The 20971-nt window shown below is 68.3% G+C and carries 22 protein-coding genes and 6 pseudogenes; 11 read left to right on the forward strand and 17 right to left on the reverse strand.

Features of this window, described 5'->3' with window-relative positions; all coding sequences use genetic code 11:
* Positions 1-90: 90 nt before the first annotated feature.
* From ACFYX0_RS16480 to ACFYX0_RS16500, 5 genes and pseudogenes are all read right to left on the reverse strand, one after another.
* Complete coding sequence (locus ACFYX0_RS16480; RefSeq protein ID WP_388970833.1) at positions 91-528, reverse strand: glutaredoxin domain-containing protein; 438 nt, start codon at positions 526-528, stop codon at positions 91-93.
* A 108-nt stretch (positions 529-636) separates the two neighbouring features.
* Positions 637-1197, reverse strand: a complete 561-nt coding sequence (locus tag ACFYX0_RS16485; RefSeq protein ID WP_388970835.1) for a hypothetical protein — start codon at positions 1195-1197, stop codon at positions 637-639.
* 3 nt (positions 1198-1200) lie between these two features.
* A pseudogene (gene ctaD / locus ACFYX0_RS16490) lies at positions 1201-2875 on the reverse strand (cytochrome c oxidase subunit I).
* A gap of 253 nt (positions 2876-3128) precedes the next feature.
* Positions 3129-3812: pseudogene (locus ACFYX0_RS16495) on the reverse strand (NAD(P)-dependent oxidoreductase); the annotation flags it as partial.
* 109 nt (positions 3813-3921) lie between these two features.
* A pseudogene (locus ACFYX0_RS16500) lies at positions 3922-4596 on the reverse strand (MFS transporter); the annotation flags it as partial.
* A gap of 499 nt (positions 4597-5095) precedes the next feature.
* On the opposite strand from ACFYX0_RS16500, the gene ACFYX0_RS16505 reads away from it, so the two are divergent.
* Entirely contained in the window at positions 5096-5644 is a 549-nt protein-coding gene (locus ACFYX0_RS16505; RefSeq protein WP_388970837.1) for a YciI family protein, read from the forward strand.
* A gap of 83 nt (positions 5645-5727) precedes the next feature.
* Here the strand turns inward: ACFYX0_RS16505 and ACFYX0_RS16510 are convergent, their stop codons facing one another.
* Complete coding sequence (locus ACFYX0_RS16510) at positions 5728-6276, reverse strand: DUF1062 domain-containing protein (protein ID WP_388970839.1); 549 nt, start codon at positions 6274-6276, stop codon at positions 5728-5730.
* A 384-nt stretch (positions 6277-6660) separates the two neighbouring features.
* Here ACFYX0_RS16510 and ACFYX0_RS16515 point away from each other — a divergent pair, with 384 nt between their 5' ends.
* The 3 genes and pseudogenes from ACFYX0_RS16515 to ACFYX0_RS16525 all read left to right on the forward strand — a co-directional run.
* Complete coding sequence (locus ACFYX0_RS16515) at positions 6661-6804, forward strand: hypothetical protein (RefSeq protein ID WP_388970841.1); 144 nt, start codon at positions 6661-6663, stop codon at positions 6802-6804.
* A 362-nt stretch (positions 6805-7166) separates the two neighbouring features.
* The gene (locus tag ACFYX0_RS16520) at positions 7167-8132 is read left to right on the forward strand and encodes an alpha/beta hydrolase family protein (protein WP_388970843.1); all 966 of its coding nucleotides are present in this window, start codon (positions 7167-7169) and stop codon (positions 8130-8132) included.
* A gap of 113 nt (positions 8133-8245) precedes the next feature.
* Positions 8246-8341, forward strand: a pseudogene (locus ACFYX0_RS16525) (IS5/IS1182 family transposase); the annotation flags it as partial.
* Positions 8342-8724: 383 nt separating this feature from the next.
* Here the strand turns inward: ACFYX0_RS16525 and ACFYX0_RS16530 are convergent.
* Positions 8725-9204: a hypothetical protein gene (locus ACFYX0_RS16530; protein ID WP_388970845.1), complete on the reverse strand. Its 480-nt coding sequence runs from the start codon at positions 9202-9204 to the stop codon at positions 8725-8727.
* Positions 9205-9295: 91 nt separating this feature from the next.
* On the opposite strand from ACFYX0_RS16530, the gene ACFYX0_RS16535 reads away from it, so the two are divergent.
* Positions 9296-9715, forward strand: coding sequence for a MerR family transcriptional regulator (locus ACFYX0_RS16535; RefSeq protein WP_388970847.1), 420 nt, complete (start codon positions 9296-9298; stop codon positions 9713-9715).
* A 17-nt stretch (positions 9716-9732) separates the two neighbouring features.
* Positions 9733-9891 (forward strand): annotated as a pseudogene (locus ACFYX0_RS16540) (DUF4291 family protein); the annotation flags it as partial.
* Between the two features lie 175 nt (positions 9892-10066).
* Here ACFYX0_RS16540 and msrA read toward each other — a convergent pair.
* The 3 genes from msrA to ACFYX0_RS16555 form a co-directional block, all read right to left on the reverse strand.
* Positions 10067-10579: a peptide-methionine (S)-S-oxide reductase MsrA gene (gene msrA / locus ACFYX0_RS16545; RefSeq protein WP_311700287.1), complete on the reverse strand. Its 513-nt coding sequence runs from the start codon at positions 10577-10579 to the stop codon at positions 10067-10069.
* A gap of 85 nt (positions 10580-10664) precedes the next feature.
* On the reverse strand, positions 10665-10829 hold the full coding sequence (locus ACFYX0_RS16550) for a hypothetical protein (protein WP_388970849.1): 165 nt from the start codon (positions 10827-10829) through the stop codon (positions 10665-10667).
* A 54-nt stretch (positions 10830-10883) separates the two neighbouring features.
* Complete coding sequence (locus ACFYX0_RS16555) at positions 10884-11480, reverse strand: hypothetical protein (protein ID WP_388970851.1); 597 nt, start codon at positions 11478-11480, stop codon at positions 10884-10886.
* A gap of 88 nt (positions 11481-11568) precedes the next feature.
* Here ACFYX0_RS16555 and ACFYX0_RS16560 point away from each other — a divergent pair, with 88 nt between their 5' ends.
* Complete coding sequence (locus ACFYX0_RS16560; protein WP_388970852.1) at positions 11569-12066, forward strand: GNAT family N-acetyltransferase; 498 nt, start codon at positions 11569-11571, stop codon at positions 12064-12066.
* A gap of 261 nt (positions 12067-12327) precedes the next feature.
* Here the strand turns inward: ACFYX0_RS16560 and ACFYX0_RS16565 are convergent.
* From ACFYX0_RS16565 to ACFYX0_RS16580, 4 genes and pseudogenes are all read right to left on the reverse strand, one after another.
* Positions 12328-12669: pseudogene (locus ACFYX0_RS16565) on the reverse strand (ArsR/SmtB family transcription factor); the annotation flags it as partial.
* 195 nt (positions 12670-12864) lie between these two features.
* The gene (locus ACFYX0_RS16570) at positions 12865-13239 is read right to left on the reverse strand and encodes a hypothetical protein (protein ID WP_388970853.1); all 375 of its coding nucleotides are present in this window, start codon (positions 13237-13239) and stop codon (positions 12865-12867) included.
* 224 nt (positions 13240-13463) lie between these two features.
* Positions 13464-14306 (reverse strand): LLM class flavin-dependent oxidoreductase, encoded by an 843-nt coding sequence (locus ACFYX0_RS16575; RefSeq protein ID WP_388970855.1) that lies wholly within the window; start codon positions 14304-14306, stop codon positions 13464-13466.
* Positions 14307-14448: 142 nt separating this feature from the next.
* The gene (locus ACFYX0_RS16580) at positions 14449-15402 is read right to left on the reverse strand and encodes an alpha/beta hydrolase family protein (RefSeq protein ID WP_388970857.1); all 954 of its coding nucleotides are present in this window, start codon (positions 15400-15402) and stop codon (positions 14449-14451) included.
* Positions 15403-15777: 375 nt separating this feature from the next.
* Here ACFYX0_RS16580 and ACFYX0_RS16585 point away from each other — a divergent pair, with 375 nt between their 5' ends.
* Positions 15778-16365 carry a TetR/AcrR family transcriptional regulator gene (locus tag ACFYX0_RS16585; protein ID WP_388970859.1) on the forward strand — a complete coding sequence of 196 codons (588 nt, stop codon included), beginning with the start codon at positions 15778-15780 and terminating at the stop codon, positions 16363-16365.
* Here ACFYX0_RS16585 and ACFYX0_RS16590 read toward each other — a convergent pair.
* A complete protein-coding gene (locus ACFYX0_RS16590) occupies positions 16351-16515 on the reverse strand; it encodes a hypothetical protein (RefSeq protein WP_388970861.1) in 165 nt (54 codons plus the stop codon). The two genes, ACFYX0_RS16585 and ACFYX0_RS16590, sit on opposite strands and share 15 nt — an antisense overlap.
* Before the next feature lie 6 nt (positions 16516-16521).
* A complete protein-coding gene (locus tag ACFYX0_RS16595) occupies positions 16522-17319 on the reverse strand; it encodes an MBL fold metallo-hydrolase (RefSeq protein WP_388970863.1) in 798 nt (265 codons plus the stop codon).
* Positions 17320-17405: 86 nt separating this feature from the next.
* Between ACFYX0_RS16595 and ACFYX0_RS16600 the strand changes: the two genes are divergently transcribed.
* The 3 genes from ACFYX0_RS16600 to ACFYX0_RS16610 all read left to right on the forward strand — a co-directional run bounded on the left by ACFYX0_RS16600 (position 17406) and on the right by ACFYX0_RS16610 (position 19701).
* Positions 17406-18014 (forward strand): CGNR zinc finger domain-containing protein, encoded by a 609-nt coding sequence (locus ACFYX0_RS16600; protein WP_388970865.1) that lies wholly within the window; start codon positions 17406-17408, stop codon positions 18012-18014.
* A gap of 328 nt (positions 18015-18342) precedes the next feature.
* On the forward strand, positions 18343-18888 hold the full coding sequence (locus tag ACFYX0_RS16605; RefSeq protein WP_388970866.1) for a DUF302 domain-containing protein: 546 nt from the start codon (positions 18343-18345) through the stop codon (positions 18886-18888).
* Positions 18889-19065: 177 nt separating this feature from the next.
* Entirely contained in the window at positions 19066-19701 is a 636-nt protein-coding gene (locus ACFYX0_RS16610; RefSeq protein ID WP_355916710.1) for an alpha/beta hydrolase, read from the forward strand.
* A gap of 55 nt (positions 19702-19756) precedes the next feature.
* On the opposite strand, the gene ACFYX0_RS16615 is transcribed toward ACFYX0_RS16610, so the two are convergent.
* Positions 19757-20965 (reverse strand): cytochrome P450, encoded by a 1209-nt coding sequence (locus tag ACFYX0_RS16615; protein WP_388970868.1) that lies wholly within the window; start codon positions 20963-20965, stop codon positions 19757-19759.
* Between the last annotated feature and the right edge of the window lie 6 nt (positions 20966-20971).

Genomic DNA, 20971 nt, shown 5'->3' on the forward strand with positions numbered 1-20971 from the left:
GTCGCAGCCTAGTAGTCACATGATCCGCCGGACAGGCTCTGACGATGCCTCCGGGCCTGCCCGAGACCTTCTGACAGGGCGCCGCTCCCCTCACGCAGGCGGCGAGAGCTGCTCGCGAACCCACTCCAGATCCGGGTTGACGTACGGCCGCCCCGCCACGACGACAGTCGGCACGGTCTCATTGCCGTCGTTGGCCGCCCTCACCGCTTCCGCCCCGGCCGGGTCACGCCAGATGTCGACCCAATGCAACTGGCTGGCGCTGCGGCCCAGTCGGACGCGTAGCCGCAGACAGTATGTGCAGCCGGGCCGCCAAAAGACGACCGGCCGGCCGTCGGCCGCGCTGCGGCGTTGTGCCTCCTGTGCGCCGATCGATCTCGGGAAGATCAGGGGAGAGTTGACGCCTGCCAGCAGCACGAACGCCAGCAGGACAGCTGCGGCTGTGCCGGGGCTCCCCTCGCAGGTCAGTACCGTCGCCATGACTGAGCCGCCGAGCACGAGCAGCATCGGCAGGATCCAAGCGCGCGTCATGAGGACCCAGGCTACCGATGAGTCGGGGTGCTCGCGCTTCCTCCGCATCGCCGCCGCCGAGCAACGGCGAACGCCATGGCCTCTGGTGCAAGAGGGCGACCTCACGGGTCAGGACCGGCGGCGACCGCTCGCGTCAACGCGCCGCCGGCGCCCCCACCCGTACACGGCGGCGATGGTCAGGAACAGCCCGACGACCCCGGAAGAAATGGAAGCGACCGGCCACCAGTTCCTCCCGTCCTCGCGTCCTGCGACCAGCGCGAGGGTCGCTGCGGCCACTGCGGCAGCCAGTCCGATACCGATGAGCACGGCGACGACCTTCCCGGCACGTCCGTTGCCGGGTGGTCGCTGGTCGTGGCGCAACTCCGCCCACTCGCGTGCCACCTCGCGCGTCTCACGGCGGCGCTGTACGGCCGCCCGTGCCCGTAGGCCCGTCGTGACGGCGGCACCCGCCGCGGCCACCGCGGAAGGCATCCACCACGCCTCCGAGACGAACAGCAGCACCGCGACGATCCCGGCCGTGGTCCAGCCGCTGAGGCAGGCAGCCGCGGCTCTGCGGTGGGAGGCCGGCCGGTCGGCTCCCGCGCGCAGGTCGGCGACCGCCGGGAGGTACCAGACACAGCCCGACGCGATCACGGTCGCGACTCCCAGGGCGAGAACGGCTTGGGGCATGGCCTACCTCGCCGCCTCGAGTGCGGCGACCTCCGGATGGTGCAGGTCGAACGCAGGGGACTCACTGCGGATGCGGGGAAGCTCGACGAAATTGTGGCGCGGCGGCGGACAGGAGGTCGCCCACTCCAGGGAACGGTCGTATCCCCACGGGTCATCGGCCTCGACCGGCTTGCCGTACTTGGCGGTCTTCCAGACGTTGTAGAAGAACGGCAGGATCGACAGGCCGAGCAGGAACGCGCCGATCGTGGACAGCGTGTTGAGGGCGGTGAAGCCGTCGGCCGCCAGATAGTCGGCGTAGCGGCGGGGCATGCCCAGCCAGTGCTGGACCAGGAAGGTGAGGTGGAAGCCGACCGTGAGCGTCCAGAACGTGATCTTGCCGAGGCGCTCGTCGAGCATCTTGCCGGTGAACTTCGGCCACCAGAAGTGGAAGCCCGCGAACATCGCGTACACGACGGTGCCGAAGACGGTGTAGTGGAAGTGCGCGACGACGAAGTACGAGTCGGAGACGTGGAAGTCCAGCGGCGGTGACGCCAGGATCACCCCGGTCAGACCGCCGAAGACGAAGGTGACCAGGAAGCCGACGGTCCAGAGCATCGGCGTCTCGAAGGACAGCGAGCCCTTCCACATCGTGCCGATCCAGTTGAAGAACTTCACCCCGGTGGGCACCGCGATCAGGAAGGTCATGAAGGAGAAGAACGGCAGCAGGACGCCACCGGTGACGTACATGTGGTGCGCCCACACCGTCACGGAGAGACCGGCGATGGCGATGGTGGCACCGATGAGGCCCATATAGCCGAACATCGGCTTCCGGCTGAAGACCGGGATCACCTCGGAGACGATGCCGAAGAACGGCAACGCCAGGATGTAGACCTCCGGATGGCCGAAGAACCAGAACAGATGCTGCCACAGCAGCGCCCCGCCGTTGGCCGCGTCGAAGACATGGCTGCCGAACTTGCGGTCGCACTCGAGGGCGAACAGCGCCGCGGCCAGGACCGGGAACACGATCAGGACCAGCACGGCGGTCAGCAGCACGTTCCAGGTGAAGATCGGCATCCGGAACATGGTCATGCCCGGCGCACGCATGCAGACGATCGTGGTGATGAAGTTGACCGCGCCGAGGATCGAGCCGAACCCGGACAGTGCCACGCCCATGATCCACAGGTCGGCGCCGAGTCCCGGCGAGTGGACCGCGTCCGACAGAGGGGCGTACAGGAACCAGCCGAAGTCGGCGGCCCCGCCCGGGGTGAGGAAGCCGAAGGCCGCGATCGACGAACCGAACAAGAAGAGCCAGAAGGCGAGCATGTTCAAACGGGGGAAGGCCACGTCGGGGGCGCCGATCTGCAAGGGCATGATCCAGTTGGCGAAGCCGGTGAACAGGCATCGCGAACATCAGCAGCATGATCGAGCCGTGCATCGTGAACGCCTGGTTGAACTGCTCGTTCGACATGATCTGGAGTCCGGGCCGGGCCAGCTCCGCACGCATCAGCAGCGCCATCACACCGCCGACGATGAAGAACGCGAAGGCGGTGACCAGGTACATCGTCCCGATCCTCTTGTGGTCGGTGGTCGTCAGCCACTCCGTCCACGACGGCCGCTCGCCCGCCGTGGTCCCCGCTCGCCGGGGTGTCCCCACGGCGACGGGGGCCGCCGCCACGTCCCTCGGCCGTACGCCCCCCATCTGCTGTTCCTGCATCTCGTCCACCGGACGGTGTCCTCCCCTTCTGCCGTGTCGACGACGAGCCGGGAAGTGCCGCAGGTGCGCGTGTGAACCTGGCCTTTCCCGGCCGCCGCCTCATGATCGCCGGAGGGGCACCTGGGCCGGATAGGGCCGAACAGCCCCTGAGCAGCGCTCGGATGGGGCCCTACGACCCCTCTTCGCGCGGCGAGGAGAACGGGCACCCGAGCGCGGCTGGACGCGGGGCCGGAAGAGATCAGGCTGTGTCGGGGCGGACGAGCGCGTTGTCGCCGGAGCGGCCGGCGCAGTAGTCCTCGATGTTGGCCACGGTGGTCCGGACGATCTGGCCGACGGCATCCCTGGTGAAGTACGCCTGATGCGAGGTGACCAGGACGTTGCTGAAGGTCATCAGCCTGGCGAGGCGATCGTCGGTCATCACTTCCAGCGATTTGTCGAGGAAGAACACTCCGGCCTCCTCCTCGTACACGTCGAGGCCGACACCGCTGAGCCGTCCCGCGCGCAGCGTCTCCACCAGGGCGTCGGTGTCGACCAGCCCGCCGCGGCTGGAGTTGATCAGGATCGCGTCGTCCTTCATCAGCGCCAGCACCTCGGCGTCGACGAGGTGGTGGGTGTCCGGCAGCAGCGGTACGTGCAGGCTGACCAGGTCCGCCTCGGCGAACAGCCGCTCGCGCGGAACGTACTGCATCCCCAGGGCGAGACAGTCGGGATTCTCCACGATGTCCCAGCCCAGCAGGCGCATCCCGAATCCGTGGGCGATCCGGGCGAACGCGGTCCCGATCTTCCCCGTGCCCACGACCCCGGCCGTCCGGCCTCGCAGATCGCGGCCCATCAGACCGTCGAGCCGGAAGTCGAACTCGCGGGTGCGGTACGCGGCGCGGACGATACGACGATTGACCGCCAGGGCGAGCGCCCAGGCGAACTAGAACGCCCACCAGTTGCACCGGGTGTGCGGCACGCCATCGGCGCAGCCCGTACAGCCATCCGGCCGGCAGGCCGCTGCAATTGGAGACGGCGAAGATGGGGGCCGCAGTGCTCGGTGCGCCGTGCTCCACCGCGAACGCGGTCACCGACACCTGCATGGCACCGAAGAAGACCCCGATGGCGGGATTGCGGCCCATCAGTAGGAAGACTTCACCGCGCAGCAACGACCGAGACCGGTCCTTACGGGCGCGCGCCGCGCCGGCGACCGTCGGCGCGGGCGCGCTGCCGCGCTGCGCCGCGAGGACCAGACCGCCGGCGACCGACAAGGAGGCGGCCAGCACCGTGCCGACCACGGGATGCCCGGCCGCAGCGAGTGCGCTGACCAGCGTCGGGCCCACGAGATAGCCGACCGCGTTGCTGACGGACTCCTGCGCGAAGGCGGTGGGCAGTTCAGCCGCTCGGCCGGTGCGCAGCAGTGCCGCCCAGCGTGCCGCGGACATCGCGCCGAGCTGCGGAACGCCGGCCCCGACGAGCGCACCGACCAGGGTCAGGAGTGCGTCAGAGGCATCCGCGGCGACCAGGGACACGAGGACGGCCACCGCGAGGGCGTGGGCGAGGAGTGCGGGCGGCAGGACCCGGGTCTGTCCGAACCGGTCCACGAGCCGGGCCAGTTGCGGTGCCCCGAGGGCTTCGGCCACCGCGAACCCGCCGCCGACCAGGTCGGCCGCGGAGAAGGTGCCGGTGTGGCTGTGTACGAGCCAGACGATGCTTAGGCTGGTCATCGCGACGCCGACGCGTCCGAGCGATGCCGGCAGGAAGAAGGCTGCGGCGCCCGGGGTGCGCAGCAGGGAACGGTAGTTCGCCGATGGCACGGCGAGTCCTGTTCGCTGCCCGGCGGGGCGGCCCACCTCGGTCGTCGGTGCCCGAATGACCGAACCGTGGTCGCCGCCTGGAACCGTCCAGTCCTGGCGCGGAGAGGGGGCACGCGCCCCGCACCGACTCCATCACCGGGCAGAAATCTTGCTGTGTTGTGGGCAGCCGTTCTCGTCGCTGGGGTGAATGATGTCCATCGCGATACGGATCGGGGCCATGCGTCTCCAGAGGGACGTGCGCTCCGAGACGTGCGCTCCGAAGTCGTAGCGTGAAGCGCGGCACCGTATGGCGATTGGCCGATCGGCGTCGTGGCCATCGCCTCGGGCCGGTCCGCCGTCGGCCGTGGCGGCGTACGCGACCGCGGAAACCCGCTCGACCCGGCTACCCCCTGGAAGAGACCCTGTGGCCATGGAGTTCCTCTGCTACCACCGCGACCGGGTCGACTCCGTAGCACTGCGCGACGAGTTGCTGGAAGAGCATTGGTCTTATATGGACCGGTACGCGAAGGAGATGATCGCCCGAGGCCCGACCCTCGCCGACGACGGAGACACACCTACCGGCAGCGTGCACATCGTCGACCTGCCCGATCCGGCCGCCGCCCGCGCGTTCGCCTTCGACGAGCCCAACTACCAGGCCGGCGTGTACCGGGACGTGCTGTTGCGTCGATGGCACAACACGCTCGGGCGCACCATGTGGGACTTCCCCGGCGGCCGGACCGGCGGCAACCGGTACCTGGTACTCGGGCTCGGCTCGGGGCAGGCCGCCGACCTCGCGGTGCCGGCCGATCGGGACCAGCTGATCGCGTACGGGCCGCTGCTGTCCGACAACGGTGCCGCCTGGCTGGGTACGGCGGTGTTGGTCCGCGCGCCGGACCCGGAGACGGCACGCGCAGTCCTGACCAAGGATCGGTACGCCGCCATCGAGGTACACAACTGGCAGTTCGGCGGACGGCCGTAAACAACCGTGATCCCGTCACCGACGGTCCCGGCTAGGGCCTGTCCGGCGGTTGTTGCCGGACAGGCCCCAGGTGGGAGGAGAGCTCAGCGCTTGAGCGTGAAGGTGAAGTCTCCGGAGAGCTTGCCGCTCAGCCGGACTGCCGAGACGAGTTTCCCCTCCGCGATCAGTCTCTCGGCCTCGGCCCGTGAAAGACCACAACCTTCAGCGATCAGTCGGACCGGCCGGACAGGTATCCGCGCCGCAAAGCGGACCGAGACGTCGATCAACTCGCGGTCCAGGTGATCCGCTCCGCCGGTGTCGAGGCGCCAGGCGTTGTCCCAGTCGAGGGCGATGCGATTACGGCGCCGCACGACCGGATCCTGGAGCAACTCAGCTGTCAGGTGCGGGTCGTTGTCATGCAACCGGTCCAGCAGGTCAGGTCGTACGGAGCGCACATTCATCCGCTCCAGGACCGTGAGCTTTGCGGTTTCCCCGCAAGCGGTACAGAGCGTGAGGAGCCAGGCGTCGATGAGCTTTTGGTTTGCGTTGACGCGGAATTTGCCGCTTGCCCGGAAGCGCTCGGACGCGCACGCGTGGCAACGACGGAGAACGAGCGGCAGGCAGGTGGGCGCGACCACCCAGATTTTGAGCACAGAAGTACACCGGTTTCAGTGAGAAATCCGCAGCAGAAAGGAGCGCGGCGCACATACGCGACGCGCGACGAATCAGCGCTCGGGAGGTCTCACAGGGTGTACAACGGCACGTCCTTGACTAGACGACTTGGTTCGGCAGCACGGTAATGGCGCACAGCGGCGCTGTTCCACTGGTTTTCGAGCGCCCGCCTCAGGGAGTTGTTCCAAACGGGGGTCCTGACTGGCCCGAATCCCGTAGACCGGGGTAAGAACGGCTCGGAGGTCCACTTGATCACCGAACGGAGCGATCTGCCCTCTCGATCGGCATCTCCGCCGCCAACACCCACGACGGCCGGGGCGGGGGCCGTTGGTGCGGGGCGACAAGACACGACATTGCTATGGGACGTGAACCGCATCGGTCGGGTGACGGTGGACGACACCGACTGTCTGGTGGCGGGGCCGTCGCAGGGCACCGGGAGCCAGGCGAAGGGCATCGCACTGGTGGAGACGGCGGCGAGAGCGACGGTGTCGGCATTCGCCGGTAGCTGAACGGTGAGAACCGATAAATGATCTGGCTTCCGACGCCAAGTGATCTAGAATTTAAGAAACTTGACGATGAGCAGGCCGGACGATGGCGTTCCCTTTACCGTTTTCGCTGTGCGCCTCGGGTCCGGCCACGGAAGGAGCGCAGTGCCTCCCGTACGCCCGAATCGCCGTTCCCTCATAGCCGGTGGCCTCGCAGTAGCCGCCGCAGTCGCCGCTCCCCTGTCGGTGTCCACGCCCGCGGTGGCGGCCGGTCTCATCCCCATCCGGCTGGCCGGGCCGACCGGTCCCGCGCCGGTGGGCGCCGTAGAGCTGCACCTGGTCGACCCGTCGCGGACCGACCCTGGTCGGGGCAGGCGCGCGAGGTGATGGTGACCGTAACGTACCCGGCCGACGACGTGCGTGACCGTGCGATGCTGCCCTGGCTGCCCGCGGGTGCCGAGCGGGCCTTGAAGGTCCGCTTCGGAGGCGCGGTGGACGGCTACGCGCTCCCGGTAACCCACAGCGCGGACCGCGCGCCGGTCCGGCCGGGCCGCCGTCCGGTGCTGCTCCACTCACCGGGCTACCAGTCGGACCGCACCTTCAACACGCTGGTCATCGAGGAACTGGCGTCCTGGGGCTATGTCGTGGCCGCAGTCGACCATCCCTACGACTCGGGCGAGGTGGAGTTCCCGGACGGCCGCCTGATCGTCAACCGGCCCGACGACGCGAGCGACGAGGCCCGCACGGCAGCGGTCGCGGTGCGGACCGCCGATCTGCGGTTCGTCCTCGACCAGCTGACGGTGCTGGAGCGGGGCGGCAACCCCGACGCCGAAGGCCGTCCACTCCCGCGCGGGCTGCGCGGGACGCTGGACCTCACGCGGGCCGGCGTCTTCGGGCACTCCCGGGGCGGCGCCGCCTCGGCGTCCGTGATGCATCTGGACGAGCGGGTGCGGGCCGGTATCGATCTGGACGGCGCGCTGTACGGGCCGGTGGTCGAGCACGGCCTAGACCGGCCGTTCCTGCTGATGGACACGGCGGTCCACGACGGCCTGAACCAGGACGGGTCCTGGCCGCCGTTCTGGGCGCATCTGAGCGACTGGCACCGCTGTCTGCGGCTCGCGGACGCCGACCACAACTGCTTCACCGACGTCGTGGCCATTGCACCTCAGGCCCCCGAAGCGGTGCGCAAGACGCTGCAGATCGGCACGATCCCCGCCGACCGGGCGGTGGCTGCCGTACGGGCGACCGTGCGGGCCTTCTTCGATCTCCAGCTGCGCGGCCGACCGGACACCGGGCATCTGCTGTGGGGGGCTTCGCCGCACTACCCCGAGATCGAGCACATCGCCGGATAGCGACCGGCGCCGGACGCCCTCAAACCGTCTGCCTGCGGCCCCGCCGCAGGCAGACGCCCGCCCCCGGCAGCACCCCGACCGGGCGGGCCCGTTCGGTACGTACGAGGAAGAAGGTCCGGACGGCATCGATGAAAGCATTCGTCCTGCTGGACGGGACACTGCTGCCGATCGACCGGGTCGCCGCCGACCGGCCCTTCTACTCGGGGCGTCAACTGCTGGGCCGACAAGGGCTACCAGGGCGCGGTTGCACGCCAGTGAGACCGGGAAGCCCGACACGCTCACCGCTGAGCGGCACGGGTGGGTGCGCTAGGCCCTGTCGTCAAACTGCCGTCGTCCGCCCGGAGGGCGGGCTCTGCGGCGACGTGGGGGCCCCTCCCGCTCGAGCGAAGCCGAGAGTGGGGGAGCGTGCTCCGGGGGTACCCCCTGCTCGAAGAGCTTGGGGCAGTGCCGGGCGGAAGCCCTCGTACTGGATCTACGTCGGATTTCGCCCGGTGCGGCGGTGGGGGCACCGCCCGCGCGAGCGAAGTCGAGCGCGGGGGAGCGTGCATGGCGTCGCAGGGCAGCCGGGAGTTTGACGACAGGGCCTAGCACGTCACCGACTCGCTGTGCCGAGCGGGCGTCCGTCAGCCGGGCCTGCGTCGCTGCCCACGAGATCCGCGTTTCGGCCCCATCTCCACGGCACAAGCTGGAGGACGCCGAATGCCACCTCGACGCCGAAGAAGAGCCACACAAGCCGCGACACACCGTGGGCCAGTGCGTACGCCTGCCACGTCGCGAACAGAGCACGCGCGATGCCGTCGAACAGTCCGTGCTCCGGCAATGGCCTGACGATGCGCAGAACGGCCCAGACGACCACCACCGAACCCATCAGATTGGCGAACAGGATCTGCCACGGGTCGAGTTCGGGCAGAGCGCCAAGCCCGAGTGCGTTGCCGCACGACGACAGCGTGTTGTGTACCAGGGCGTAGGTCCACGGAGTTGCAAATCCGGCGGTGACGACCAGGTCGTACCAAGCGCTCGCGCGTACGACGCGGAGGTAGGCAGGGTGCGTAGGGGTGCGAAGACGGCTCACGATGAGGCTCCTGCTGGTCTCGTGGCAGCGATGCCCTCACGCTAAACAGTGGAGTACGCTCCAAGGTCAAGCCCGATATCGCTGGAGGGGCATGCGCATCGGTGAGCTTGCCGCGCAGGCAGGCATGAGCAGAGACGCGATCCGGTTCTACGAGAAGGTCGGCCTTGTCACAGGTCGGCGTCTGCCCAACGGGTATCGCGACTTTCCCCCCGAGACCGTGGCCTGGCTCCAGTACATCCGCACTGCGCAGGCACTGGGTTTCTCCCTGGCGGAGATCGCACGGACCGGCGAGACATTGCGCGAAGCGCCGGATACCGCGGAAGCACTGTCCACGCTCTTCGAGGAGAAGCTTCAGGTCATCGACACCCGTATCGCCGAACTGACCACCCTGCGGGCCGACCTGGCCACGCGCGTCGGCACTGGATGTCCACTGCGGGCAGCCGGCCTGCCCGCCGAGGCAGAAGTCGGAAGCGACCCTGTTCCAACCGGCGTGCGGCGACCAGCCGAATAGCCGACTGAACGGGTTTGGCTCCGGCCCGGGTGCAATGGGGCCCCGACCTGCACCTTCAGCCGCTTCCCCACCGGTCGCTCCAGCTCGGCCTCGCCGGCGAAGCCGCACATCTCCACGCCGACGAGTGGATCACCTCCATCACCGGCATGACCCCGCTCGCCCACACGATCCACGCGCATCGACAGTGCGTCGGCGTTATGCGTTCCGGGGCCGGAGACTGAGCCACGTCAGCGGGAAGGCCCAGCAGCTCCTGGCAGGGCACGTCCCGCGGTCGGGACGGCCCGGGTGCATGTGGCACGCACCCGGACGGTCCCCGGTCAGCCCACCGTGTCGCGGGCCGCCGGTGCTCGGTCAGCCCTCGGCGCGGGCGGGCAGCCGCCATCCCGGGCGCGGGAAGTGGCAGGTGTAGCCGTCGGGGTAACGCTCCAGGTAGTCCTGGTGCTCGGGCTCCGCCTCCCAGAAGGGGCCGACGGGCTCCACCTCGGTGACGACCTTGCCCGGCCACAGTCCGGAGGCGTCCACATCCGCGATGGTGTCCTCGGCGACCCGCTTCTGCTCGTCGTCCACGTAGTAGATCGCCGAGCGGTAGCTGAGGCCGATGTCGTTGCCCTGGCGGTTCTTGGTGCTCGGGTCGTGGATCTGGAAGAAGAACTCCAAGATCGCGCGGTAGTCGGTCTTCTCGGGGTCGAAGACGATCTCGATGGCCTCCGCGTGGGTACCGTGGTTACGGTACGTAGCGTTCGGCACGTCACCCCCGGTGTATCCGACCCGGGTCGCCTCTACGCCCGGGAGCCGGCGGATCAGGTCCTGCATCCCCCAGAAGCATCCGCCCGCCAGCACGGCCCTCTGCGTCTGCGCTGCCATTTTCGGCCCCTCCAAATATCTGTCGCCTGGCTCACTCGGGCTGCTCGGCACACATACAGCCTGCATCCCATAGTCTCTGGCTTCATCAGCAAGGGCGGGTGCCCAGGAATTCCGTGCCCGCCCACCCCGCCCCACGAGGGACTCGCTCGACCGTGCCTGCGTCCGTGATCTGCGAGGTCAGGGGCACATCGAGGGTGCTCTCCACCAGGTACTGGCAGGCACCGTAGCCGAAGATCTGTTCCCCGATCACGGAGCACCTGAGTCACCCGGCATGTCGGAGCCCGGTCGCCCATGGCCGGTCCGCTCAGAGCGGCTCGAAGCTCGGCTGCACGGGGCCGATCTCTCCGGCGAGAACCAGTTCCTCCAGATCCTCCGGCTCCAAAAACTCCAGGGCCTCGGGATCGATGCCGTGGTACCGGCCCACGTCGAGCAGCCGTCTCACGGACGCCAGGGCGAAGCTCGAGAACGAGCCGTCGAAGGTCTCGCAACCCTCCTCATGGACCATCGTGACGATCTTCCACCGGTCCGGGCCCGAGGCAGAGGGCAGGAAGAAGTGCTCGTCACCGCTGTGGTCGTATCCCCAGGAGATCAGCCCGCCGGGTTCGGGATGGAAGGCGTACGGGAACTTCTCGGCATCGCCATGGCTGAGGGCCTGGTCCCGACGCTCGGTGAACAACTCATGTGTCCTGTGCATGCGCTCCAGCAGCCGGCCCGGACCACGAGGGTGGAAGACAACCAGCTCGCCCGAGATGACCCCGCCGCCGTAGGCATCCAGGAACTTCTTGAAATCAGCGGGCAAGGCGGAACCTATGTACGCCTCCGCTTCGTCCCAGTCGTCCGTGTTCACCTGGCGGTGAGGGGGTTCACCGAGCAGGGCCCGCAACTCGTCCAACGAGGACATGCACTGCTCTCCGAGGCTGATCAGCGGTGGTGTGCGCCGCCAACTTAGCCCTACGGGGAGCTGTCGGTCGAGCGGATAGGGTGGTCGCATGATCAAGGTTCGGAGTGCTGGGCCTGGCGACGGGGACGTGCTCGGGGAGATCCATGCTGCGGCGTGGGAGGCGGTCTACGCGCCCTTCTTCCCCCCGGAGTTCGCCGCTCAAGGGGTACGGAGCAGGCATACGCGCTGGCACGCGAGGGTCGCGCAGGGGGAACTGACGATCCTGTTGGCCGAACACGACGACCGTCCGCTGGCGCTCTCCGCCTTCGAGCCGTCCTCCACCCGGCCAGGGCTGGCCGAGATCCACAGCTTCTACAACCACCCCGACGGCTGGGGCAGCGGTGTCGCTGCCGTGTTGATGACCGAGACACTGAGTCGTCTGCGGGCCGACGGGTTCACGCGGGTCCACCTGTGGACGCTGCGCGACACCCCACAGTCGCGGCGCTTCTACACCAAGTGCGGCTTCACCGAGAACGGCGCCGCACGAACGCACGACTTCGGCGATGGGAACCCTCTGGAGCAGGTCGGATACGAGCGAGTGTGCTGATGGCCGTAGAGGCCCCGGACCACGCCGTTCCCCTCCCCTGGCCCAAGCGCTCCATCTCGGTCCCCCGGGCCCGCGCCGGTGAACTGGCGGCGGCAGCCGCGAAGATCAGCACGTCGGCAACGAGCCCGTGACACGAAGGCGGGAACTCTCATCGGAGTTGACACGTGCGTACCTGTCGCTCTGGCTGTGGTCCGCCCTGTCATCAACCGTCCTCGACAGTGTGGTGGCGCGTGAAGACTCTGCCTTGGGGTGTTGACCGGGGGCAGGAGCGGAGCCGTCGGTCTGCCGGAGTTCGGCGAGCAGTTCGTTCTGGCCCGCGAGCAGTTCGGTGAGGATACGGCGGGCCGCGCGCAGCAGTTCGGCGACATCGCCACCGGCGAGCGCGTAGCGGACCGTGGACCCTTCCCGGATGGACACGACGATGCCGGACCGCCGTAGCACGGCCAGTTGCTGGGAGAGGCTGGACGGCTCGATCTCGATGTCTGCGAGCAGATCGCGCACGGGCACCGGACCATGCTGGAGCAGCTCCAGGACTCGGATACGCACGGGGTGCCCGAGCATGCGGAAGAACTCTGCCTTCGCCTGATAGAGGGGGACCTGCATGGGTGCTCGCTCCCTGCCGCTTCGGGGACGGTCCAGACGTGGTGGCGCCCCGGAGGGCACCACCACGGAATGTGCGGTGCACAGCTGATCCTTCTCGCACTCGGCCGCGCGCATGCACGAATTGGAATCATACTGATGTGGTGACTTGAAGAAGTCTTCACATCATGGGCGCACGTCGGCCCAGGTCACGAAGGCCTAGACCTCAAGCTGTTCCTCGACGCGCTTGAGCTGATGGCGGGCCATCGCCAGATTCGAACGGGACTTGTCCAGAACCAGGTAAAGGAACAGACCGTTACCGTTGCGACCGGTGACCAAGCGGATCAGGTGGTACTGGTCGCCGAGAGTGATCAGCACATCCTGGATCTCACTCTTCAAGCCCAGCTGTTCCATGGTGCGCACCTTGGCGCGGATGACGTCGGTGTTCCCGGCCGCGGCGATGGCCAGATCCAGATCCTTGCCTCCGCCCAGGGTCCCGAGGGCCATACCGCTGGTGTAGTCGACGACCGCCGCGCCCAGCGCCCCCTCGACCCCGGTCATCATCTCCTTCAGCGACACGTCCACACTCGCCATGGTTTCTCCCCTTGATCGTCCGTTGCGGCGGGACAGCGGTGACCCGCCCAGTGATCGCACCGTAGGCGCGCATCTCGGATGCTCGGGGGGAGGTCTTCGGGAGTGACGCCCGTTGACCGAAGAGTGCCACGTTTGGACAGTTCTACGACTACACGCGGCCCTTCATTTTTCTGAACGGAACGTATGTGCTGCGCGGTAATGGGCCGGGACAGTCTCGTGGATGCTCAGGTCGACGGGTCGATGAGTTCGTCGGTGACCCACCGGGCGACGTGGGCGGGATAGGGCGCCGGTAGTCCGAGGACGATGTGCCGGAAGCCGGCGTCGACCGCGTCGCCGATCGCGTTCCGGGTGTCACGGGGGTGGTCGTAGGAGACGGGCAGGTGGATCGAGCGGGTGATCGAGGCGGGGTCGCGACCGATCTCGGTGCAGTAACGGTCCAGCAGTGCGCTGCGGCGGACGACGTCGTCGATGTCGCCGCCCGGAATGTTCCAGAGGCCGGCATGCTCGGCGACCACGCGCAGGGTCGCGGACGAGCGTCCGCCGATGAGGATCGGCGGGTGTGGGTGCTGGACGGGCTTGGGATTGCCGAACGCTCCCGTCAGATGGTGGTGAGTGCCGTGGAAGTCGAACGGTTCGGGTTCGGTCCATATCCGTCGGATCACCGTGCAGGCCTCTGCGAGGCTCCCCACGGCGTGTGCGGTGCCATGGAAGGGCAGGCCGTGCGCCTCGTACTCACGCCGGGCCAGGGGATGGCTGGGGCGTGAGCCGACGCCGATACCGAAGTCGAGCCGACCACCGGAGACGATGTCGACGGTCGTGGCGATCTTGGCCAGCATCGCGGGCGGCCGGAAACGGTTACTGGTCACCATCACGCCCAGACGCAGTCGCCGGGTCTGGGCGGCCAGGGCCGAGAGCAGCGTCCAGCCTTCGTAGGTCGGTCCGCCGGGGTCCCCGCCGATCGGCAGCAGGTGATCGAACAGCCACGCATGCTCGATCTCCGGGATGGTGTCCGCCTCGCGCCAGACCCGCAGGACGTCGTGGTATTCGACCTGCGAGGGGGCAGTCATGATCCCGAAGCGAGGCCGAGACGTGTGCGGATGTGTGTGTGGTGATGTGTGCGGTGACGTGTGCGGCATGAAGTTGTTGGTTCCCTTCAGCACCGGTAGCGCGCCGGCTGGGGTGCGCCACCGACAGAAAGCGACAGCGTTTCTATGAGCTTCGCTTGGATTCGATTCGGCCCAACGGATCGGCGCTCCGCGCCACTTCCGTGCTCGCCGCCGACCAGCTGGGGTCCTGAGGGTCGAGCGCACTGCGCAGGTAGGCCGAGGTGAGCCGCTGGATCAGGGCGACGCGTTCGGGGCTCTCGTCCGTCGTTTCCGTGACGGCGTACCCGGGGATTCCGCCGAGCGAATGTTCCGCTCCGAACAGAGTGAGCAGGCTCTTGTCGCCCGGGCTCAAGAAGTACGGGTCGGTGAACCAGTCCGGCCCCCGAACGGACAGGTGGGACTGGTCCCGGTCCCCGGCGACCACGAGGGTGGGCGTGGTCATGTCGGCGAAGACCGGGTTCATGAAGGGGAGGTGCTCGACCGCGAACGGAGTCAGGTCATCACCGCCCCGGCCCGGCGCGGCAAGCAGTACACCAGCCTTGATCCGGGGATCGGACATGTCCTCTCCGGCTCCGCCGTCCGGATCGAGGACGCGCGCGCCCAGCAGCATGCTCGTCGTCTGAGCGCCCCAGGAGTGTCCGGCTGCGGCGACACGGCTTCGGTCGAGACGCCCGCCGAGGCCGGGGACGGAGGCTTCGACGAGGTCGAGCTGGTCGAGGACGCGTTTCATGTCCTCGACTCGGAAACGCCAGATCAGGGGCGTACGGGGATCGTCCGGGGAAAGGTTCAGCGTCCTGGAGTCGAGATGGGTGGGTTGAATCACCACGAAGCCGTGAGAGGCCCAGAAGTCGACCAGCGGGCTGTAGCCGTCCATTGACCAGCCGAAGCCGTGCGAAAAGACGATGATCGGCAGTTCGTTCCCTGTCGCGGGTGCCGACACCCGCACTTGCAGGTCCTCACCACGGCCCGGGACCGACAGCACCACCGGCTTCATCGAGACGACCGGAGTGGAGGCACTCGTGGCCGCGTCCGTAAGCACCATGGCTGATTCGCTCATAGAGGGTCTTCCTTCCAGCCCTGTGACGTCGATTGACACCACTAAACGGAGCGTCGTTCCGAAACGATACGGAACAAAGCTCCGCTTAGCAAGCGGTGAATCCGCGGGTCCGTGCAGGGGGGTGGGTGGAGGCCGGCGCCGGGCACTCGAGCGGTCGGCAGGAGCGGCCGCGTCGGCCAACGGCGAGTCGAGGGAAGAACAGTCCCAGCGCGGGCGTCTGCGCACCCCGGGGAATCGGAACCCGCGCGGACGGAGACAGTGCGCGGTTTGGTGGCCCGCCCCTGTTCTGGCATCATGGGCAAACGGAACCTTACTCCGATAACGAGACGGACCTTGTTCCGATCAGCAGGCTCGGTAGCGGAGGGAGTGGGCGCGATGAATGACAGCGGCGAGGGCACAGGTCACGCGGCCCGGCCCAAGCGGGCGGACGCCCGCCGCAACAAGGAGACACTGCTCGACGCGGCCGCCGCGGTCTTCGTCACGTCGGGCGTGGAAGCGCCGGTACGCGACATCGCGGCCAAGGCCGGCGTCGGGATGGGGACGATCTACCGCCACTTCCCGACACGGGCGGATCTCATCATCGCCGTCTACCGGCATCAGATCGAAGCGTGTGCCGAGGCCGGTCCGGCCCTGCTGGCGAGTTGCGCGACTTCGCATGCCGCTCTAGGGCGTTGGATCAATCTCTTTGTCGATTTCCTGGTGACCAAGCACGGACTTGCTGCCGTACTGCAGTCCGACGACGCCGGCTTCGACGCGCTGCACGCCTACTTCCTCGAGCGCCTGCTGCCCGTGTGCGCCCAGTTGCTCGAAGCCGCAGCGGTCGCCGGCGAGATCCGCCCCGACGTGGATGCCTACGAGCTCATGCGCGGCGTCGGGAACCTGTGCATCGGCGCCGACCACGATCCCCGCTACGACGCACGTCGGCTGGTCGAGCTCCTCATCGCTGGACTACGACGGCCGTGACGTGACCGCGGAAGCGGATCGCAGCGGGGCGAGGGGGCTGCTCCAGGCGAGGACCTGGTCCAGCAACGCGTCCAGGGCGGCGATGCCGTGGTCGCCATCCACCCGATCGAAGGCTGCGGGCGGATCGCGCATCACCTCTTCGGCTCCCACTCCTCCCTAGAACCCGGCACTGTCCCCGGGCGCGAGTACGGTCAGCCCGTCGAAGAGTCCGGCACGGGCGAAAGCGGCGCGCAACTCCTGGTCGCCTTCGGTGAAATGGCGCCAGCTGTTGAAGTGCAGGGGCACGGCGTGGCGGGCTTGGAGGATCTGGGCAGCCTGGGCGGCTCGATCGCTGTCGAAGGTCAGCAGGGCGCCGTCGACGGCACCGGTGCGGGCGGCACCGGCGAAGATCAGCGCTATGTCCGCCGGGCCGAAGCGCTCGGCTGTCCGCCGTACCGCGTCCAGAGACGCGTTGTCCCCGCTGACGTACACGGTCGGCAGGTCGGGCGCGGTGAGGACGAAGCCGGTGACTTCTCCGCAGACCGGTTCGCAGCCGACCGGCCCATGGCGGGCGGGCACACCGGTGACGGTCAGCGGCGGGGCACCGCCGGGGCGTTCGAGGTCGATGTGGTCCCAAGGCGCCAGCGGATGCGCGTTCCCGGCCAGCCGTCCGGCGCCGCTCGGCGTGGTCAGGACCAGGGGGACGGTCGGCAGGAAGGCGCGGCCTGATGCATCGAGGTTGTCGGCGTGCTGGTCGTGGGACAGCAGAACGGTGTCGACGCGGCCCACTTGGTCCGGGCTTGTCGCGGGGCCGACGGTCTTGGTGAGCACGGAACCGGAGGGGGCCGTGTAGGAACCCGGTTCGTCGAAGGTGGGGTCGGTGAGCAGTCTCAGGCCACCGATCTCGATGACTGCTGTGGGCCCTCCGACTGCGCGGACACGCACGCCGAACGGGGGCTGTTCCGGGGTCTGCACGGCTGACTCCTTCGCTGGGAGTGATCGACGAGTGCGCAGAAGCTAGCCACTTCTAATGGATACTGTCAACCGTTACCATTAGACCCATGGAGAGGAAGCCGACGCAGTCCCCTGTCACCGCCGTCCCGCCCCTACCCCCCGCTCCCGGTGAGGCGGACTCGGTGGCGCTCGCTCTGGCGAACACCGTCATCCTGCGGCGTGGTCTGCCGGACGACGCGCTGCCCGACCCGAGCGCGGTCGCCCCATGGCTGCACCGGCACGAACTGATCGCGCAGGAGGCGGACTTCGACGCTTCACGCGACGGCGACGTCCGGCAGTTGCGTTCGGCCATCCGCACCCTGCTGACCGCGGCCGTGGACCACGACGCACCATCGCCGGAAGCCGTCGAGGCCCTCAACGCCGCGTTGCGCGCCGCACCCAACGTGTCCTCGCTGCGCTGGCCCGCTTCCGGACAGCCGGAGCGTGAAGACCGCCATCAGTCGCCTGATCCCGTCACCCGAGCCCTGGCCGCTCTCGCCACGGACACCCTCACCCTCTTGTGCCACTCCCCCGCGGCATCCCTCGCAGCATGCGCGGCTGACGACTGCATCCGTCTGTTCCTGCGCAGGCACGCAAAGCGGCAGTGGTGCTCCACCCGCTGCGGTGACCGCGCCCGCGTAGCCCGCCACTACGCCCGCCATCGCGCCGCCCAGTGAAAGGCCGGCCACTTCCAGGCGTGGCCGGGCCGGCATGCGTGATGATCTGACACCTCAGAGCGCTTCACTGAGGCACGGAACCGAGAGGACCCGGAATGCTTGTATTACGCCAGGCCGACGTTTCTGACCACGGCACGATCGTCGAGTGCGTACAGCGGTGGCGGGCGGACTCGCGCACGCCCGCGCAGGCCCGTGACCCTCGTGAGCGACCTTTCCCGCAGTCTTGGTGTATGCATAGGGCGACCGAATGCGTTTTCCGCAGCGAGGACCGGCTCCGTAGGCAAGGGGAGGGAAACGGAGCCCGGCGCCAGGAATAGGGAGCAATCGCATGGCACGTCAGCAGAGCCACACCGTGACCCGGATCGAAATCCCCACGGGAATCGCCTACGACGACTTTGTGGCCGCATTCGAGAAGGCGGCACCCGCATTCGATCCGAGTCCCATGGAGCGCATCGCGGAGACCGGGGGTAGCTGGGACAGCGTTCGCGCCGCAACCGCCGTGAACGCACCCCATGATCTGATGCGCTACGCCCGGATCAACGGCACCCAGCTTTTGAGCGTCGCAGGGCATTCCACGAGGTCGATGGAGTATCTGACGGGCAACCATGTCATCGCCGAGACCATGTTTCGTCATGACCCGAGAGTCCTGCTGTATGCGCCTCTGCGGATGCTGATCCACAGCGACGCCGACGGTAATGCAGTGTTCTCGATGCACCGGCCGAGTGACGAGCTCGCAAGCCTCGGCATTCCTGAGGTCACCGAAGTCGGGGAAGATCTGGATCGCATCGTGGTCGACGTGTTGCGGGTCTGCGGGGTCGATGCGGCCGATGCCTTCACCACGACGGGTCACGAGACGAAGCCCAACCCTTCATGACGGTTCGTTCGGTGTTCCAGGGCCTGTATCTCGTCGCGTGGGTTTCTTCGCAGCGAAGCGTTCTGCTGTCGGCCAAGAGTGTCGCGGCTCCCGTGGCATGCGGGCGAGGATCGTCCTGTGAAGCCGATCTTCGTTCTTGTGCACAGTCCGTCCGTGGGCCCCTCGACCTGGCACCCTGTGGCTGAACACCTGACAGCGGCGGGGTACCAGGTGCGGGTGCCGTCGCTGCTGCAGGCAGGGTTCGGCGCTCCGCCCTTCTGGCCTCATGTGGTGGACGCCGTCCGCGACGATCTGCGGCAGGTCTCGGCAGGCAGCCCGGTCACGTTGGTGGTGCACAGCAACGCGGGCTTGTTTCTCCCCTTGATCCGCTCGGGGCTCGACCATCCGGTGGCCAGCTCCGCCTTCGTCGATGCCGCGCTGCCGGCCCGGAGCGGAACGACCCCTGTCGCCTCACCCGAGTTGCTGGAGTTCCTCCGCCCGATGGCGGTGAACGGCAGGCTGCCGCGCTGGACCGACTGGTGGGACGACACAGATGTCGCGCCCATGTTCACCGATCCCGCGGTGCGGCAGACGGTCGTCGAAGAGCAGCCCACCCTGCCGCTGTCCTACTACGAGCAGCGCATCCCGGTCCCCGACGGCTGGGACGACCATCCCTGCTCCTACCTGCTGTTCGGCCCTCCGTACGACGACCTTGCCGCCGAGGCGGACCGGCGCGGCTGGCGCGTGGCGCATCTGCCCGGCGCGCACCTCCATCAGATCGTCGATCCCGCCGGCACGGCTCGGCACCTGGTCGACCTCGCGGGCATGGCTTGATCCACTTTGCCTCATCGGCCTTCACCGGCCCTGACGAGGCATCAGGTTCCTGTGGTCATCGGAGCTGGAGGAGGAGGTGACGGGGGCCGCGGAGCATGGCGTTCTCCCGGTACGGGGGCGGGTCCTGGGCCAGGGCCGCTGTGCCGAGCTGGGGGATCAGGACGCGAAGTGCGGTCTGGGCTTCGATGCGGGCGAGCGGTGCGCCGTAGCAGAGGTGGACACCACTGCCGAAGCCCAGATGCTGGTTGTCCGGACGGTCGGGGTGGAACCGATCGGGTTCGTGAAACCGCCTGGGGTCCCGGTTGCCCGAGGCCAGCCCCAGCACGACGGTGCTGCCTGCGGGCAGGGTGGTGCCCGCGACCTCGATGTCGGCGAGGGGGTAGCGCTCGCGCATATGGACCGGGGGCTCGTAGCGCAGCAGTTCCTCCACCGCGCTGGGCAGCAGGTCGGGATCGCGGCGCAGCCGGTCCAGTTGGTCGGGGAGGCGCAGCAGGGTCAGGACCCCGTTGGTGATCAGGTTGACCGTGGTCTCGTGTCCGGCGATGAACAACAGGATGGCGGTCTCCGCGAGTTCCTCGTGGGTGAGCCGCGCGTCCGGGTCGGGTTCGTTGATGAAGGCGGACAGCAGGTCGTCGCGCGGCTGGGCCCGACGCTGTTCGGCGAGGTCCACCAGGTACCGGCCCATCTCGAGCCGCGCTTCCTGGCCCGCCCGGTCCTGCTCGGTGGTGTCCGCTCCGGCCCTGACGTCGGCAGCCGCGACGAGCGCGTCGGACCATGTCTGGAACTGCGCTTCGTCCTCGCGTGGCACACCGAGCAGTCGGCAGATGACCGTGACGGGCAGCGGATAGGCGAAGTCGTCGACGAGGTCGATCTGCTCGCGGTCCTGGAGCGACTCGAACAGTTCCCTGGTGATGTCGGCGATCTGGCCGCGCAGGGCGTCGACCCGACCGGGGCTGTGCGGCGGGCCGAACGGGCGCATGGCCAGGGTGCGCAGTCTGTGGTGCTCGGGGTCGTCGAGCCGCAGGAAGGGCGGCTTCCCCCCTTCCGTGTACGGACCCCCTGCTGTGGCCGGACGGCTTCGGGGATCGGCGCTCAGCCGCGGATCGTGAAGCAGAGCGGCGACGTGGTGGTATCCGCCGATCAGATAGCTGCCGTCCGCCTGCCGCACCACGGGCCCGGCTTCGCGGAGTTCCGCGTACAACGGGTAGGGGTTGTGGCGGTTGGCGTAGTCGGTGATCCGTTCCAGCAGGGTGTCCGCGGTCATGGTGTG

Source organism: Streptomyces sp. NPDC002573 (assembly GCF_042889625.1).
GTDB classification, from domain to species: domain Bacteria; phylum Actinomycetota; class Actinomycetes; order Streptomycetales; family Streptomycetaceae; genus Streptomyces; species Streptomyces gibsoniae.

Coding starts and splice junctions, on each gene's coding strand:
- ACFYX0_RS16505 (WP_388970837.1), top strand. CDS start 5,096: ATGGAGTTCCTCTGCTACCACCGCGACCGGGTCGACTCCGTAGCACTG.
- ACFYX0_RS16615 (WP_388970868.1), bottom strand. CDS start 20,965: ATGACCGCGGACACCCTGCTGGAACGGATCACCGACTACGCCAACCGC.
- ACFYX0_RS16570 (WP_388970853.1), bottom strand. CDS start 13,239: ATGGCGAGTGTGGACGTGTCGCTGAAGGAGATGATGACCGGGGTCGAG.
- ACFYX0_RS16535 (WP_388970847.1), top strand. CDS start 9,296: ATGCGCATCGGTGAGCTTGCCGCGCAGGCAGGCATGAGCAGAGACGCG.
- ACFYX0_RS16485 (WP_388970835.1), bottom strand. CDS start 1,197: ATGCCCCAAGCCGTTCTCGCCCTGGGAGTCGCGACCGTGATCGCGTCG.
- ACFYX0_RS16580 (WP_388970857.1), bottom strand. CDS start 15,402: ATGAGCGAATCAGCCATGGTGCTTACGGACGCGGCCACGAGTGCCTCC.
- ACFYX0_RS16585 (WP_388970859.1), top strand. CDS start 15,778: ATGAATGACAGCGGCGAGGGCACAGGTCACGCGGCCCGGCCCAAGCGG.
- ACFYX0_RS16605 (WP_388970866.1), top strand. CDS start 18,343: ATGGCACGTCAGCAGAGCCACACCGTGACCCGGATCGAAATCCCCACG.
- ACFYX0_RS16555 (WP_388970851.1), bottom strand. CDS start 11,480: ATGTCCTCGTTGGACGAGTTGCGGGCCCTGCTCGGTGAACCCCCTCAC.
- ACFYX0_RS16480 (WP_388970833.1), bottom strand. CDS start 528: ATGACGCGCGCTTGGATCCTGCCGATGCTGCTCGTGCTCGGCGGCTCA.
- ACFYX0_RS16560 (WP_388970852.1), top strand. CDS start 11,569: ATGATCAAGGTTCGGAGTGCTGGGCCTGGCGACGGGGACGTGCTCGGG.
- ACFYX0_RS16520 (WP_388970843.1), top strand. CDS start 7,167: ATGGTGACCGTAACGTACCCGGCCGACGACGTGCGTGACCGTGCGATG.
- ACFYX0_RS16575 (WP_388970855.1), bottom strand. CDS start 14,306: ATGACTGCCCCCTCGCAGGTCGAATACCACGACGTCCTGCGGGTCTGG.
- msrA (WP_311700287.1), bottom strand. CDS start 10,579: ATGGCAGCGCAGACGCAGAGGGCCGTGCTGGCGGGCGGATGCTTCTGG.
- ACFYX0_RS16600 (WP_388970865.1), top strand. CDS start 17,406: ATGGAGAGGAAGCCGACGCAGTCCCCTGTCACCGCCGTCCCGCCCCTA.